The organism is Thermostichus sp. OS-CIW-32 (assembly GCF_054060415.1).
Genome location: NZ_JBSSDD010000001.1, coordinates 183536 through 197871, shown reverse-complemented (window position 1 = coordinate 197871; position 14336 = coordinate 183536). Strand labels below are relative to the sequence as shown.

The following is a 14336-nucleotide window of genomic DNA, read 5'->3' as shown; positions in this document are numbered from 1 at the left end:
CCGAGGCTAATCCCAGGCCCCTTCTGCTTTGCCGGAGCGGTCTTTAGAGTTGCTGCTCTTGCCCAGTGGGCTAGGAGTCTGCCGGTGGCCTTTCCCGACCCACCCAGCGCCAGATGGTGGGCAGCAGCACTGCCGCCAGTCCGCACTTCACCAAGTCTCCTGGAATAAAAGGGAAGACCCCCTTGTTGAGGACGGCCAAGATCGAGGTGGGCTCAACATTCTGGTTCAGCCACACCCCTAGCCAAGTGGCTCCTAGCAAAAAAATCAGAGCCGAGCAGGACAACATCGCCAGCGCCATCTTCCAGGGGTTGCGATCCACGCCCCAGCGCTCCACCAACCAACCCATCAGCCCTGCAGCCAGGGGAAAAGCCAACAGGTAGCCCCCCGTCGCCCCGGCCAAGTGGCCAAGCCCGGATCCGCCACCGCTGAAGAAGGGCAATCCCAAGAGCCCCTCCAGCAGGTACAGCAGCAAGGCGAGAAAGCCCAGCCTGGCCCCAAAGCCTGCTCCCACCAGCATTACCCCAAAGGTTTGTCCAGTGATGGGCACCGGTGTAAAAGGCAGAGGGATCCTCACCTGCGCCAGAGCTGCTACGAATAGGCTCCCTCCCACCACCAGCAGTAGATCGCGAATGCGAGAAGAACGGGGCAGAAAAGTCTGGGCCAAGGGTAGGTAACTCGCAGTCATAGAGCACCTGGAGTGTCGAGACATGAAGGTCAGTATAGGGGAATGCAAAGAAGAGGGCAAGTACACACTAACCCTTTCCTAAGGCATTCGCGCTTGGGCAAGCACAGCTTGGGGAATAACTCACAAACGCAGCAAAGCATCACTTGGAAGCAACAAAAAAAGGGCATTAAGCCCCTAAAAATAGCTTCCCCTTTCAGCAAATAGCTAGCCTTTGATACACAGAATTGGCTTTAAGCGCGCTACAAGTTTCGCAATCTTGGCTTGATCGGCAGCGCGCACCACTTTGTCGACGTTTTTGTAGGCCTGGGGCGCTTCTTCAGCTACCCCCCGCAAAGAGGGACTGCGCACGATGACGCCGCGCCGTCTCAGTTGTTCGATAATCTCCTGCCCTGTCCAGGCTTTGAGGGCCTGGTTGCGACTCATCGCCCTCCCAGCGCCGTGGCAGGCTGAGGAGAGGGAAAGGGCCTCCCCTTGCGCGGTGCCGACCAGAATGTAGGAAGCCGTGCCCATGGAGCCACCGATGATGACGGGCTGACCGATAGAGCGAAAAGCTTGAGGAAGCTCTGGGTGGCCAGGCCCAAAAGCGCGCGTTGCCCCTTTGCGGTGAACGAACAGGCGGCGCTTTTTCCCCTCTATCTCGTGGGTTTCCTCCTTACAGGTGTTGTGGGAGACGTCGTAAATAAGGTCGAGTTCAGCTTTGGGGAAAAGCTCAGCGAACACCTCGCGCACCCAGTAGGTGATGATCTGGCGGTTAGCCAAAGCGCAGTTGGTTGCCGCCCGCATTGCTCCCAGGTAGCTTTGCCCCACTTTGGACTTCAAGGGCGCACAGGCCAGCTCGCGATCAGGTAGCTCTATGCCGTGTTCTTTAGCCGCCTGTTGCATCTTCTTCAAGTACTCAGTGCCGATCTGGTGACCCAAGCCACGGGAGCCGCAGTGGATAGTAATCACCACTTCCCCCGACTTAAGGCCAAAGCCTTTGGCAATCTCGGGATCGTAGATCTCGTCAACAACTTGGACTTCGAGGTAGTGGTTACCCGAACCGAGGGTTCCCATCTCGCGCCGCTGGCGCTCACGGGCGTAGGCGGAGACTTCGCTCGGCATTGCTCCGCGCATGCGGCCATGTTCTTCGATGCGCTCCAGATCCTCTTTCTTGCCGTAGCCCTGAGCAACAGCCCATTCTGCTCCGCCTTCGAGCATAGCTTCCATCTCTTTGTCGCTCAAGGAGATCTTGCTGCGGCTGCCGAGCCCTACCGGTACGCTCGCGTACAGGGCATTGGCTAGGGGCTCTGCTATCTCCTCCACTTCCTCGCGCTTTAGCCCGGTTCGCAAGGTTCTCACGCCGCAGGAGATGTCAAATCCCACGCCGCCGGCGGAAATCACCCCCCCTGCTTCCGCATCAAAGGCCGCCACCCCACCGATGGGAAAGCCATAGCCCCAGTGGGCGTCTGGCATCACGTAGCAGGCTCCAACGATCCCTGGCAAGGTGGTCACGTTGCTGGCCTGCTCGGCCACTTTGTCGTCCATTTCCCGGATTAACTCCTCGTCGGCAAAGATCAAGACCGGGACACGCATTCTGCCTTTTGGAGGAATGCGCCAGACTGTCTCATCCACACGCTCAAGTTTCTTGATATCCATAGGTTGCCTCCCCTTACACGTCCACCACGCACTGGGCCACCCAAAGCTCACCCTCTCGGGCTACCTTGAGTTCCGTGTAAGTTGCCCCCTTAACTTCTACCGCCGGTCGGTGCTTGGCATGGTCAACTCTTTCCCCCCACAGGCTGGCCTTGAGATGCTCTTTTGCCAGGTGCACTTCGACTTTTCCAAAGAGCATGCCTCTGACGGCCATCTCGTAGATCACTGCGTTCAGGAAATCCACCAACAACAGTTCCAGATCGCTTGCATTTCCTAGCTCGATCTCTAGGTGTTCTCTGGGAGCTACTTCATCCACGCTAGTGACCACCGCAGTCAGGGCCAAAGCTGCCTGGGCAAAGGCTTCCTCCGGCGTTGCCCCATAGCCGCGGACACCAATGTCAGCCATGTGTTCAAAGTGCTCCCATCTTGCCTGCACCACGGCAGTCCCCCTGCTCTCATTCTCAGGCCAAAGCCAGAGGCCACCTGGATAGATTAAGGTTTCTCTCTAGAAACTGGAAGAGGAAAGAAGGCGTAGCTCAAAGGTGAGGATGTTGGCAGCCAAAATCTCCAGGGCTCCTCCCTCAATGAGCTCGCGGGTGAGGCCGCTTCCAGATCCACTTTGCTGGAGTAACTCACGGCTGCGGCGCATGGTCTCTTGGCGCTGGGGATCGTCGACAACCACCTGCCGCTGGTTGGAGAGACTAAGGCGATAGTAGTTGGGCAGTTCGCCGCGGGTGGCATCAATGGCTAGATTGGTCTCTTCAGGAGCCACGCGAAAAGGGGCGCGGGCAGTGAGCAAAGCCACCTGGATATCCTGGTTTTGCCCGTCCAGACCTTGGAGCTCCGAAAGGTCAATCCGAAACCTAAGGGTGTCGCGGTCCCGGTTAACGTGCTCCACCCGCACTTGGTTAAAGCCAACGGCAAACTCTCGCTCCTGCTCACCAAAGCGCTGGATGGTAGCTTGCAAAACGGCCTCCTCGTTAAGAGGGGTAACCCGAATCAGGTAGTCCCAGTCGCGCACAAAGGTGTACTCGTTGGGCCCAACCCGGACATTGGGATCTACCAGGTTGGCGGTGGGGCCAGGGCTACCAGCTCGGCTAAGGGCCACCATGTACCAGTAGTTAGGGCTAATGGGCAGGCCCATGGTCATGCGCACTTCCAACAAAAGCCGTGCCAAGCCGTGCCCAACTAGCCCCAGCCGTGAGGGCCACAAGGGCTGCTGCTCCAAGGCCGCTCCACAGCCACCGCTGAGGACGCAAAAACCAAGCTATGCCTCCACTCCTCATCAAACAGTTCCTCTGGCCTCAAGGCTGAGGGCTCCTACCCCTGATCCTAGCCTCTTAGGACTTCCTCCTGCTATGCGAGCCTGGATCCCTATTCGATAGAGCCTATCCCTAGGGGTTAGCCAACTCTTGTGGCACTCCTGTCTCTTGAGTCCTTCCTTGCGCCTGGTTTTGCCGGCGTGCCTGGACAACTGCCACCGTAAGCAAATGGGAGAGCAAGCCCACTGGCCCGGCAAACAAGCACAAAATCAGAGAATGGGTTGTCCATACTCGCTTATCCCACCCTTCCAAAAAGATCCAGCGGCCCACAAACAAATCCATGACGATGTAGTGGACCCATCCCGTCGCCATAACGGCGGGTTGACTGAATAGGTCGGTTAGGCTGGTCAGAGACAGTTGAGGGTCGGAAAATTCCTTGAGAACATCCGCGTTGAACCCGGTGACCAAAAGATACAAATAAACCGCCGCCAAAATAGCGATGGGCAAAAGCGATTCCATCACCTTGCGGGTTACCTTCCAACCCGGCAACAGAATCATCATTGCCCAAAAGGGCAGAGCAAACCAGTTAGCCCCGTTAAAGATCATCTCCAGCATGCTTGGCAGCCCCCAACGCTACCTGTCTATTATCGGCCTAATGCCCCCTGGGGATCCCTGCAGTAGCGGGTGGAAATGGATGGGAGCTATTCCTGACTTGCCCTGAAGTTTTTTCTGGAGCCAGAGGGATCCCGGCCTCTATTCCGGTTGGCGGAGCCTAGCAGTCGCAATGGAGCTGACCGCACGGCCACTGTCGGTGGTGGCAGCAATGCAGGAAATCCGGGATCCAGTGTCGGTCATGGCCCAGAAGCTGCTGATGCTTTTGGCCGTAGAGGTGGGTTGAGCTGGGCCGATGGGGGATTCTACTGCCTGGGAGTCTGGGGATTTTTCCTGAGCAGGGATCCACACCACAGGTTCCTCACCCCGTTGGGCTACTGCAACTTTTGGGGCGGGATGTTCTGGGGTGGGCTCAGGGGCTTCTTCTTTGCGGGCGGCCTCTGCAGCAGGGACATTCCGGGGAGAGGGCTGCTGAACCAGCCTCTTGTCAAGGGGTGGTCGTGGCGCGGCAGCGGGGGGTGCAGGGGGGGCTTGGCCGGCGATCTTTCCCCATAAGGCTTTGAGGAGTTGCCACATGGCTGGGTTGGCTACTGAGGGAGAGAGCAGTGAGGAATGGTGTTATCCTGCCATGCTCTGGCCTGAGAATCCATCCCCTCTGCCAGTCTTGATAGAGCAAAGTCATAACGAGTATGATTAAGTAGCTTGCTTAGGGAGAAAGTTCAACATGGCGCAGATTCGCGAGATTCCCCTTGCCCAAATTCGCCGCCCTTTGCCCCGGCAAACGGATCCGGATAAGGTGCAGGCGCTGATGGCTTCCATTGAAGCAGTCGGCCTACAGGAGCCCATTGAGGTTTTGGAAGTGGAAGGGGAGTACTACGGGTTCTCCGGCTGCCACCGCTACGAGGCATTTGTCCGCTTGGGCAAGGAGCGGATCCCCTGCCGGGTGCGAAAAGCGCCACGTGCTGTTTTGAAGCTACACCTGGCCTGAAAGGGATCCCTTCTGGCCCGGCTCCTCTTCGGCGGTGTAGCCCCGTTCGTAGGCAAAACGCACCAGTTGCGAGCGATTTTCCAAAGAAAGCTTGCTGAGGATGTTGGTCAGGTGAGTTTGCACAGTGCGCGGGCTGATGAACAGCTTCTCGCCGATTTGCTTGTTGGTGAAGCCGCGAATGACTTCCCGAAAGACCCGCTCCTCAGCAGGGGTCAGAGGCAATTCGGGTGGGGTGGGGCGGGGGGCCGCTTCCGGTTTTGGCTGGGACTGCTGTTGGATCAGCCGCAGAATTTCCGATTGGGTGCGGCGGGAGCGTTCAATCTGGGCCTCGATTTTGGCCACCAGTTCCAGGGGTTCAAAGGGCTTGATGATGTAGTCATCCGCCCCCCGCTCATAGCCCTGAACCCGGTCATCGATCTCTCCCCGCGAAGAGAGAAAAATGAAGGGGACGAGCTCGCCGCCGCGCTGTTGGCGCAGCTGTCGGCAAAACTCGAAGCCGTCCATTTCCGGCATCACCACATCTGAAACCACCACATCCGGCTGCTCTTGGGCAAACAGACGCAACCCTTCTACACCCGAAGCGCCTGTACAAACCCGATAGCCATGCTGAGTCAGGTGGCGGCTCAGCACCTTCAGGGAGAGGGGATCGTCATCTACGACCAGTACACGCTTCATGAGGACTCGAGGAGGCTGTTGGGGAAAAGGGTAAAGCGCTATTCACCTGTTATCTGTCGCTATTTTAGGGAGACGGACAGGATTCGTCATTTGACTGGGGTGCCTTGACCCATAATAGTGGTTTCAAGGGTGGCCTGGTTGAAAGGTAAACTACCCGGCTCTGACCGCTAAGCGGTACGGAGCGGGCTTTCAGTAGCCCTGAGCCTGTTCTGCTCTACCAGAGAACAAAACAAGCCCGGACCTCTAGGCTGGTTTACGACAGCCCCCAAGAGCGCAATCACATTCGCACCATTCAAATCCGCATCCCCTTCCCATCCACAGTGCCCACACTTAAACTTCTTTCCACTGCGGTAGGATTGCGCAGGATCGGGATGGATGTGTAAACACTTGTGACAGGTCTGCGACGTGTAAGCAGGCGGCACAAGAACCAGAGAAACCCCTGCAACCCTCGCCTTGTATTCCAGAAATTGACGTAGTTGGTAGAACGCCCAACTGTTGGCCCTGCGCCGCTCGGCTTTGCTGCGTGGCTGTTGATTGACCCTTTCCCGGATCCCTGTCAGGTCTTCCAGAGCAATAGCGCTGTTTGTGGTCTTTGCCCTAGAGACAATAGCTTTGGAGATGCGATGATTGACCCACGCCTGAAAGCGCCTCTCCTTGCCAGACAGCCGTTGCAACAGTTCTCTGCATCTGCGCCGCGAACTGCGTGTGCCCTTACTGGCTTTGCGTTGGAGTGCCGCCCTCAGCTTGGAGTAGTGGTCGCGGACTCGGTTCAACTGCTGTCCATTCCAATTGTCCCCCTCTGACGTATGGGCGATATCCGTCCTGCCCAAGTCCACCCCGATCACCCTGTCGGTATCTTGTTGCTTGGGTGGTTTTTTCTCTACGCAAATCTGGATGTAGTAGGAGCCATCCTTCCGCTGGACTAGGGTGGCCGATTTGGGGTTAGAGCCAGCCAGCATTCCCCTCTGGTAGTTACCAATGGCTAGCTCAAAGCGTTCTCTCCCTTCAACCGTGGTCAGCGACACCGTCCAGTCTTTCTCGCGGAATGAGAAGATACGTGCGTCGTAGGTAACGAACCTACGCTTGAACTCTTTAACCGGACGGTTGCGCTGTCTCGCCACTTTGCGAGCGCCGGCCACCCGTCTGCACACCTGTTGAGCCAAGTTACTGGACAAGCCGAACCGGGCTCGAATCTCGTAGTAGCAAAGGGATTGCAGTTTGACCGCGTTGACGATCTTCTCCGGCGTGTTCTGGTTGACCCAGTTCAAGGCTTGGCCAAAAGCCTCCATCGTCGCGTCCAATTTAGCAGCCTGCAACTGGGACGCCTTGAGCTTACAGGAGACGGTCAGGACTTGGCTCATAAGTTCATTGTACTTCATCAAAGCGCATTCCTCCCGGCACTGACCCTACGGGTACAGTGCGGGGCTCCTGCGATTTCTAGCTGAACCTGGCCCTCTAAGCTCCCATTCCCGAGTACTGTTGCAAGCCTTTGCGCCATAACCAGCGATTGGCCAGCCAAAACAGGCCCGCCCAGGCCAGGCCCATGCCAAAGCCGCCCAGAATATCCACCGGGATCCCTGCCCAGAAGCTGGCGGGAAAATGCACCAGGTAGGGGAAGGGTGTCCAGGCCAAGAGCTGGCGCACGGGGGGTGGGAACACCTCAAGAGGAGCGATCACCCCCGAGAAAAACAAGTACATCAAAAAATGGAACTGCTCCAAGGCCGTCACCCGCTCCACCCAAAAGGCCAGCAGCGCCAAGGTGTACTGCATGAGAAAGCGCAGGGCAAAAGCCAGGAGAATGGCCAGGGATCCCAGCCCCGCCTGGGCCCAAGAGGGGATCCAAAAGGCACGGGGGTAGAGGACGAAGAAAAGGGCGATTAAAACCAGGGTAAAGGGGAGACGGGCCAAGCGCTCCATCAGGTGGCTGGCCACATGGTGCCAAGCGGGATCCAGAGGCTGCAACAGGCGAGGAGATAATTTGCCTTCGACCACCTCTCGCTCAAAGTCCCAGATGACCCAGACGATGGTGAACTGGCGTACCAGGAACACCGCCAGAAAGTAGCGGATGAACTCCAGAGCAGACAGCGAGAAGTCTCCTGAGCGGGCTGCCTCGCTCCACACCCCCATCATGATCAGGGGCAGGGATCCGGCCAACACCCACAGGATCAGCTCGGCCCGGTACTCCAGCATGTAGGCGTAGTAGGCGGAGAAGAGGGCAGCCAACTTGCGCAAAAAGGCGTTCATGAAGATTCCGGTTTTGTAAGCGTTGCGGAGCAATACGAGACTGGCGGACGCAAAGTGGGCAACAAGCTGGCCAGGCTGACCACCGCTCCCACCACAACAATTGAAGGCGGTGCTACGGGCGAGGGCTGCCCAGCCAGAGTCTGCAGGCGGAGCAGATGAATCTCTTGCTCAGGGGTGGTGCCCCAGCGGATCAGGGCAACCGGGGTATCGGGAGCTTTCCCTCCGGCCAACAATTCAGCGGCAATGTGGCTGAGGTTGTGCATGCCCATGTAGATCACCAGGGTTTCCACCGCCCCGGCCAAAGCCCGCCAATTGACCTGAGGGCGGTATTTCCCTGCCGCCTCATGTCCGGTAACAAAAGCAACTGAGGAGCTGAGGTCGCGATGGGTGAGAGGGATCCCGGCATAGGCGCTGGCGGCAATGCCCGCCGTAATTCCCGGCACCACCTCCACTGGGATCCCGGCCTGCACCAGAGCCAACATCTCCTCGCCGCCTCGCCCAAAGATGAAGGGATCCCCCCCTTTGAGCCGCACCACCACGGCTGCCGTCCGAGCTTTCTCCATCAGCAAGGCTGTGATCTGCTCCTGGGGCAAGGTGTGAGCGCCGCAGTGTTTGCCAGCATAGATCCGTTCTGCCGTCGGCGGGATCAGCTCCAGGATGGAGGATCCCACCAGAGCATCGTAGATGACCACATCCGCGTGGGCGAGTAGCGCCTTTCCCTTCACCGTCAGCAGCCCTGGATCCCCAGGCCCTGCCCCCACCAAATACACTTTGCCCATCTCAAGTCCTGGTCGCGTCATTGCTGTTGGAAATATCCATTTTGAGGGAACGGGAAAGATTCGGCTATTCCAGCGCCGGGCTAAAAGCCTGGAGTGTCTCCACAATGGCCTGCATCAGTTGAGGATCCCGCCAGAGGGGCGGCTCCACCTGGATTTGGAGCAGAGGCCATTCCCGCTGTAATCGCTGAGCCTGTTCTTGTAGGGCGCGCAGCAGACCGCCTGGAAAGAGAAAAAACGGCAGCACCCGTAGACGGCACTGGCTAAGGCGCAAGCAATGGATCACGACCGCTTCTAAGGTGGGGGACTGGGCAGCAAAAGCCACATGCAAGGGGATCTCGGGCAAGCGCCGTTGCACAGTTTGGATCCCTGCTTGGAGCTGGGCGGCAAACCCCGGCAGACGGCTGCCATGGCCAAGCACAATCCAGGCATCTGCCCGTTCGCCGGATTGCCTGAGCGTTGCAGAGCAAGAGGGCTGTGGAGCCAGAATGCGAGCCACCAACAGATCCAGGAGGGCCGGGTGCTGGCCAATGGGGGGTGTTAACCGGATGGGCAGGCGCGGCCAGCGAGCTTGAACCTGCTTCACCGCAGCCGGCAAATCCTCTTCCACATGGGATCCCTCGCCCATAAACAGCGACAGCAGCACCACTTGATTGGGAGATCGGCCTGCGCCCAGCCAAGCTGCCAGCCGTCCCTGAATCTGCTCGGCCAAGGTGAGAGGCTGACCTTCCAACTGGGCCAGCTCCACCGGCTGAGGGGCCAGCCGCTGCCGCACCCGTGCCAACAAATCTGCCAAAGCCTGCTGATAATCGGGATCCCGGCTGCCGTGACAGACCAAAAACACCAGGGGATTGGAGGACATGGCAGAGGTCAGGGATCCGAGCGGAAGGGTTCCATTTTGCTACTTTAGGGGATCCCGCCAACTTCTCGCGTAGGATCTGCGCGTATGATTTGAAGAGTACACACCCTCTTTCCCAGCTTCGTCAGCCCTTTCCCAGGTTTTCATGTCATTTGAGAATCGTTCCACCGCCCCTGAACTCTTAATCCATGTCTTGCGGGAGGGGTTGACCGAATCTATCCATCATTGCCAAGCTGTCGTGGCCGATAGCCGCGGGCGTTCTCTGGCCATGGCCGGCAACAGCACCACCCCTGTTTTTGCCCGTTCTGCCCTCAAACCTTTCCAAGCACTGGCCATGCTCTCCACCGGCATCCGCGAGCGCTACCGCCTCAGCGAGAAAGATATTGCCATCATGTGCGGATCCCATCAGGGCACCACGGCTCATGCGCGGCAGGTGTTCAGCATACTGTGGCGGGCCGATCTATCTCCCGATTTGCTGGTCTGCCCCACCCCACCCGGCAAGCCCAGCCCCCTTTGCCACAACTGCTCCGGCAAACATGCTGGCATGCTCGTGGCCAGCCGCGCCCAAAACTGGACCTTGTCAGACTACGCCCAGCGGCAGCATCCGGTGCAAGCCCTGGTGCGGGCCAAGCTGGCGGATTTGCTGCAAATGCCCTCGGAAGAGTTTTTGTTTGCGCGGGATGACTGTGGGGTGCCCACCTACCAACTGCAACTGAATCACCTGGCCTCCCTATTCGCCCAACTGACTGCTGGCGAGCGGCCCGACTTGGAATCGGTAGCACGGGCCATGACCCATCACCCGGAGATGGTGGCTGGACAGGGGTGTTTCGACACGGAGTTGATGCGGGCTACTCAAGGGGATCTGGTGAGCAAATCGGGTGCTGAAGGGATCCAGTGCATTGGCCGGGTGGGGGAAGGCATGGGCCTGGCCATCAAGGTCCAGGATGGAGCCGCCCGGGCCAAGTATGCCCTGGCTTTGCACCTGCTGCAGCGCATGGGCTGGATCCAGCCTGCCGCCGCCGAGATGCTGGGGGAGCGCTTCCTTCGCGTCGGCCCCTACACCCGCCTCGAGGTAGAAGGGGAGCTGCGCATGCCTTGAAGACTCAGCGCTGGAAGGGGTTTTGGTAAGGATTGGGGTTGGAGCTCTGGCCTTTGTTGCGGTACTTAGGATTGATGGTCAAAGGATTGATGGTCAAGGTGCCGGATCCCAAACCCCGCTGCGCCAAGAACTCCAGGTTGCGGCGGCGCATGGTGGTGTCGTAGTCGTTCTTGACGCGATCTTCGAGGATGGCCACCTGCTGCAGCGCGCTCAGCAAGATAGCAGCAGCTTGCTCGGAGGTGTAGCCATTCTGGGAGGCATAGCGCACGGCAAACTCGTCGGCTGCTACCTGGGCCTTCTGGCCCTTCTCCGCTTTGCGCAACAGAAACACCGCCGAAGCGGCCAACCCGGCTGCTAGGCCAACGCCGAGGTTATCTCCCATCTGCAGCTCCACCAAAATGCCCATGCTGCCGGCCCCGATCAAGGCGGGATACAGCAACAACGCCGACCAGTTATCCCCCAAAGCCAGCTCTGTGGCCATCACCGCTTCTCGCAAGAAGTAGATCTTCTGCTGGTCAGGGCTCAGCTTCTGCCAACGGCTGAGGTCAATGGCGAAGCGAGAGTATTTCTGCCAGGGAAAGCGCCACAGCGGCTGCACAATCCGAGACTGGTCGGGGGTGCCGATCTCGATCTGCACTTCAGGGCGGATCTCCACTGGGAGAAACTGGATCAGGCGGTCAAAGTCGGAAATGGTATACATGCTGGCACAGTGCGGCTAAGGGAGCGGCTGGAGAGGATTACCCATAGTAAAAGATTCTAGCCTTCCTTGCAGGCCAGCTCCAAGCAAGCTTTTTGCAATAGGGCTGGCGGCAGAGGGACAAGCCTGAGCCTAGATGGAAAGGGGGTATGCCGCGTAACATACTCCCGACCCTGTAGCTAGCTTCCCGCAGGGTTGCTACGCATACAGCGCGGGGCTTCTCGGCGGTTTAGCTAAACCTGAGGTGAGCAATCTATTTGGCGGATTGCCCAAGGGACTGAATTTATCATCCCAGTCAAACCCTTGAGGACCAAGACAGCCGTTATCTTAGTTTGAAGAGGGATCCCTGCTGGGGTGTTTGAGATTGGTCAAATCGTTGAGGCGGCGCAGGATCCCCCATCCCTGTAGGGCCTCCAGCAGGGCTTCCCGCACAACCGCTACCGTCTCTTGGTCGAGGGCCAACCGCAGATAATCCACCGCCAGCCGGGTTTGCTCGGGATCCAGGTGGGACATTAAGCTCTGCAAGCGGCGAACGCCCGCCAGCCGTCGGAAGGGATCGGGAGAAGCAATGTCGCTGAGGTCGCGCTCCAATTGAGACCGTTGCCGCTCTTGTCGGCCCCTGAGCCACTCCCCAAACAGCAGCGACAACAAGGCTAGAGTGGCCAATCCCTGTAGAATGGCACCGGTGGCCAGCCAGCGTTGGGTGGATTCTGCCCAGATGGAGATGAGGGTGTAGGTGCCCAAGGTGGCGGCTGCTCCCGAACCAATTGCCAGCAAAAGCCAGCGATCCGCCTGCCGAAACCAAGCTTGCCACTCCTGCCAGCGGCGGTTGAACTCAGGGCTGCGCACCCCCTGTAGCCCCAACATCACCAAGGTGCCCACCCCCAGAGAGAGCGCCAGCCGCCCATTCCAGAAGGCCAGCCCTGCCAACGCCAAGGCCGACAGAGCCAAAACCCGCCACTGTGGCCCCGATAGGATCCACAGAGCAACTTGGGATCCCGTCTCCACTGCCCCACGCCCCACCCGCTGCAGATATTCTGGCCAGGATCCCTGGCCGGAAGAAGGGCGACCCGATTGATGCTTCACCGATGGCAACTCCCAAAACTCGGCCCTATCTGGCCCTTTGCAAGGCGGCAAGATAGGTCAACGTTCTCTAAATTATGCTCTTATGCTTTGCCGGTGGAGTCGAGATAGGCTTTCCACCCTTGGGCTTGCAACTGGTCGTTTTTCTCCTGCACCGCCTGTTTTAGGCTTTCCCGATAGGCGATCACCCGCCGGAGCAGATCGGGATCTCCACTGGCCAGGATCTGCACCGCCAACAGACCCGCGTTGTAGCCGTTGCCAATGGCCACCGTGGCCACCGGGATCCCTTTGGGCATTTGCACAATTGAGTACAGGGAGTCGATCCCCTGCAGGGATGGGCTGAGCACCGGCACCCCGATCACCGGCAGGGGGGTGAGAGAGGCCACCATCCCCGGCAAATGGGCTGCTCCCCCTGCCCCGGCAATGATGACGCGGATCCCTTGGGTATGGGCGCAGCGGGCAAACTCTACCATCGCCTCGGGAGTGCGGTGGGCGCTGAGGATCTGCATCTGGTAAGGGATCCCAAACTCCTCACACACCTGGGCGGCAGGTGCAAGGGTGGGCAAATCGGAATCGCTGCCCATTACGATGGCAACGAGGGGGGAGAGTTCCATATCGCTAAGCGACGCTAACGCGAAAGGCTGCTGGCCCGGCGTAGCCGATCCATCATCGCATAGCCCAACCCCGTCGAGATGGGTGGGGGCTCTGCCAGCAGGAGCGTAGCATCTCCCTCATCCAGTCGGCGCAGGCTGGCAAAGAGGGCGCGGGCGGCTGCCTTGGGATCCGAACCCAAACACTCCAAACTGAAAGTGATCCCCGGCCAATGGCGGGAGAGGGTGTTCAGCAGAGCCTGCGGATCCGTGGCAAAGCTGAGGATGCCCAGGTGGGAATGACCGGTTGTCAGGTGCTGCACCTGTTGCCAATCGCCGGGCTGAAGCTGGGCAAAAGGGGTGGGCAAAAGCCGGAGGGGCTTACTGGGGGCATAGTGGCTGCTCAGTCGTCCCGGCGCTTCTGGCGGGCCCGTTGTGCCATCCTTGGGGGCCTGTTCTGGGGGCAACCGGATGGGCAACCCCAGGTGGGCCTCCAGGGCTTCCAGTGGGATCCCTCCTGGGCGCAGCAGCGTCGGGATCCCCTCGGGGCTGAGCTTCAGCACGGTGGATTCTAGGCCCACGGCACACTCTCCCCCGTCCAAGATGTAAGGGATCCGCCCTCCCAACTCTGCATAGACGGCCTGGGCTGAGGTGGGGCTGATGCGGCCAAAGCGATTGGCACTGGGGGCAGCCAGAGGGGTTTGCACCGCCTGCAACAAAGCTTGAGCCACCGGGTGAGCAGGCACCCGCAGGGCAACAGTAGGCAACCCGCTGCTCACCAGATCCGGCACGGTGGGACACTTGGGCAGCACCAAGGTTAGGGGCCCCGGCCAGAAGGTGTCGATCAGGGATCCCAGCAGAGCACGGGCGGTGGGAGTAAAAGCCGACACATCCACCAGCCACCCCTGCAGCTGCTCTAGGGTCACCCCAGCCGGCAGATGCAGGATCAGGGGATCGAAGCGGGGGCGCTCCTTGGCGGCAAAAATGTTTGCCACTGCCTGCTCATCCAAGCCATTGCCCGCCAGGCCGTAAACCGTCTCCGTGGGGATGGCCACCAACTGGCCCTGCAGCAAGGCCGCAGCCGCTACGGCAATGTGCTCAGGAGTGGGCGAAAGAATTTCCGTCTGCATCCAT

The 14336-nt window shown here is 59.2% G+C and carries 17 protein-coding genes; 2 read left to right on the top strand and 15 right to left on the bottom strand.

Features of this window, described 5'->3' with window-relative positions; translation table 11 throughout:
• Positions 1-70 precede the first annotated feature (70 nt).
• The 6 genes from ACVWY8_RS00970 to ACVWY8_RS00945 form a co-directional block, all read right to left on the bottom strand.
• Positions 71-685, bottom strand: coding sequence for a biotin transporter BioY (locus tag ACVWY8_RS00970; protein WP_457392374.1), 615 nt, complete (start codon positions 683-685; stop codon positions 71-73).
• Between the two features lie 204 nt (positions 686-889).
• The gene (locus ACVWY8_RS00965) at positions 890-2320 is read right to left on the bottom strand and encodes an RtcB family protein (protein ID WP_457392377.1); all 1431 of its coding nucleotides are present in this window, start codon (positions 2318-2320) and stop codon (positions 890-892) included.
• Between the two features lie 13 nt (positions 2321-2333).
• Entirely contained in the window at positions 2334-2753 is a 420-nt protein-coding gene (locus ACVWY8_RS00960) for an archease (RefSeq protein WP_457392380.1), read from the bottom strand.
• Between the two features lie 69 nt (positions 2754-2822).
• The gene (locus ACVWY8_RS00955) at positions 2823-3545 is read right to left on the bottom strand and encodes a hypothetical protein (RefSeq protein ID WP_457392383.1); all 723 of its coding nucleotides are present in this window, start codon (positions 3543-3545) and stop codon (positions 2823-2825) included.
• A 166-nt stretch (positions 3546-3711) separates the two neighbouring features.
• On the bottom strand, positions 3712-4194 hold the full coding sequence (locus tag ACVWY8_RS00950) for an ABA4-like family protein (RefSeq protein ID WP_457392385.1): 483 nt from the start codon (positions 4192-4194) through the stop codon (positions 3712-3714).
• 138 nt (positions 4195-4332) lie between these two features.
• The gene (locus ACVWY8_RS00945) at positions 4333-4767 is read right to left on the bottom strand and encodes a hypothetical protein (protein ID WP_457392388.1); all 435 of its coding nucleotides are present in this window, start codon (positions 4765-4767) and stop codon (positions 4333-4335) included.
• A 148-nt stretch (positions 4768-4915) separates the two neighbouring features.
• On the opposite strand from ACVWY8_RS00945, the gene ACVWY8_RS00940 reads away from it, so the two are divergent.
• Positions 4916-5179: a ParB N-terminal domain-containing protein gene (locus ACVWY8_RS00940; RefSeq protein WP_457392390.1), complete on the top strand. Its 264-nt coding sequence runs from the start codon at positions 4916-4918 to the stop codon at positions 5177-5179.
• Here ACVWY8_RS00940 and ACVWY8_RS00935 read toward each other — a convergent pair.
• From ACVWY8_RS00935 to ACVWY8_RS00915, 5 genes are all read right to left on the bottom strand, one after another.
• A complete protein-coding gene (locus ACVWY8_RS00935; RefSeq protein WP_414389514.1) occupies positions 5165-5854 on the bottom strand; it encodes a response regulator transcription factor in 690 nt (229 codons plus the stop codon). The genes ACVWY8_RS00940 and ACVWY8_RS00935 overlap by 15 nt on opposite strands.
• 167 nt (positions 5855-6021) lie before the next feature.
• On the bottom strand, positions 6022-7215 hold the full coding sequence (locus ACVWY8_RS00930; RefSeq protein ID WP_457392694.1) for an RNA-guided endonuclease InsQ/TnpB family protein: 1194 nt from the start codon (positions 7213-7215) through the stop codon (positions 6022-6024).
• 94 nt (positions 7216-7309) lie between these two features.
• A complete protein-coding gene (locus ACVWY8_RS00925; protein WP_457392393.1) occupies positions 7310-8098 on the bottom strand; it encodes an ABC transporter permease in 789 nt (262 codons plus the stop codon).
• On the bottom strand, positions 8095-8877 hold the full coding sequence (cobA, locus tag ACVWY8_RS00920; RefSeq protein WP_457392396.1) for a uroporphyrinogen-III C-methyltransferase: 783 nt from the start codon (positions 8875-8877) through the stop codon (positions 8095-8097). The genes ACVWY8_RS00925 and cobA overlap by 4 nt, the downstream gene beginning before the upstream one ends.
• 64 nt (positions 8878-8941) lie before the next feature.
• Positions 8942-9736, bottom strand: a complete 795-nt coding sequence (locus tag ACVWY8_RS00915) for a sirohydrochlorin chelatase (protein WP_457392398.1) — start codon at positions 9734-9736, stop codon at positions 8942-8944.
• Between the two features lie 142 nt (positions 9737-9878).
• Here ACVWY8_RS00915 and ACVWY8_RS00910 point away from each other — a divergent pair, with 142 nt between their 5' ends.
• Positions 9879-10832 carry an asparaginase gene (locus ACVWY8_RS00910; protein WP_414400684.1) on the top strand — a complete coding sequence of 318 codons (954 nt, stop codon included), beginning with the start codon at positions 9879-9881 and terminating at the stop codon, positions 10830-10832.
• Between the two features lie 4 nt (positions 10833-10836).
• On the opposite strand, the gene ACVWY8_RS00905 is transcribed toward ACVWY8_RS00910, so the two are convergent.
• From ACVWY8_RS00905 to ACVWY8_RS00890, 4 genes are all read right to left on the bottom strand, one after another.
• Positions 10837-11532 carry a DUF3318 domain-containing protein gene (locus tag ACVWY8_RS00905; protein ID WP_457392401.1) on the bottom strand — a complete coding sequence of 232 codons (696 nt, stop codon included), beginning with the start codon at positions 11530-11532 and terminating at the stop codon, positions 10837-10839.
• 324 nt (positions 11533-11856) lie between these two features.
• Complete coding sequence (locus ACVWY8_RS00900; RefSeq protein ID WP_011432665.1) at positions 11857-12615, bottom strand: hypothetical protein; 759 nt, start codon at positions 12613-12615, stop codon at positions 11857-11859.
• Positions 12616-12695: 80 nt separating this feature from the next.
• A complete protein-coding gene (gene purE, locus ACVWY8_RS00895; protein WP_457392404.1) occupies positions 12696-13226 on the bottom strand; it encodes a 5-(carboxyamino)imidazole ribonucleotide mutase in 531 nt (176 codons plus the stop codon).
• Positions 13227-13240: 14 nt separating this feature from the next.
• Positions 13241-14332 (bottom strand): L-threonylcarbamoyladenylate synthase, encoded by a 1092-nt coding sequence (locus tag ACVWY8_RS00890; RefSeq protein ID WP_414416909.1) that lies wholly within the window; start codon positions 14330-14332, stop codon positions 13241-13243.
• Positions 14333-14336: the final 4 nt, after the last annotated feature.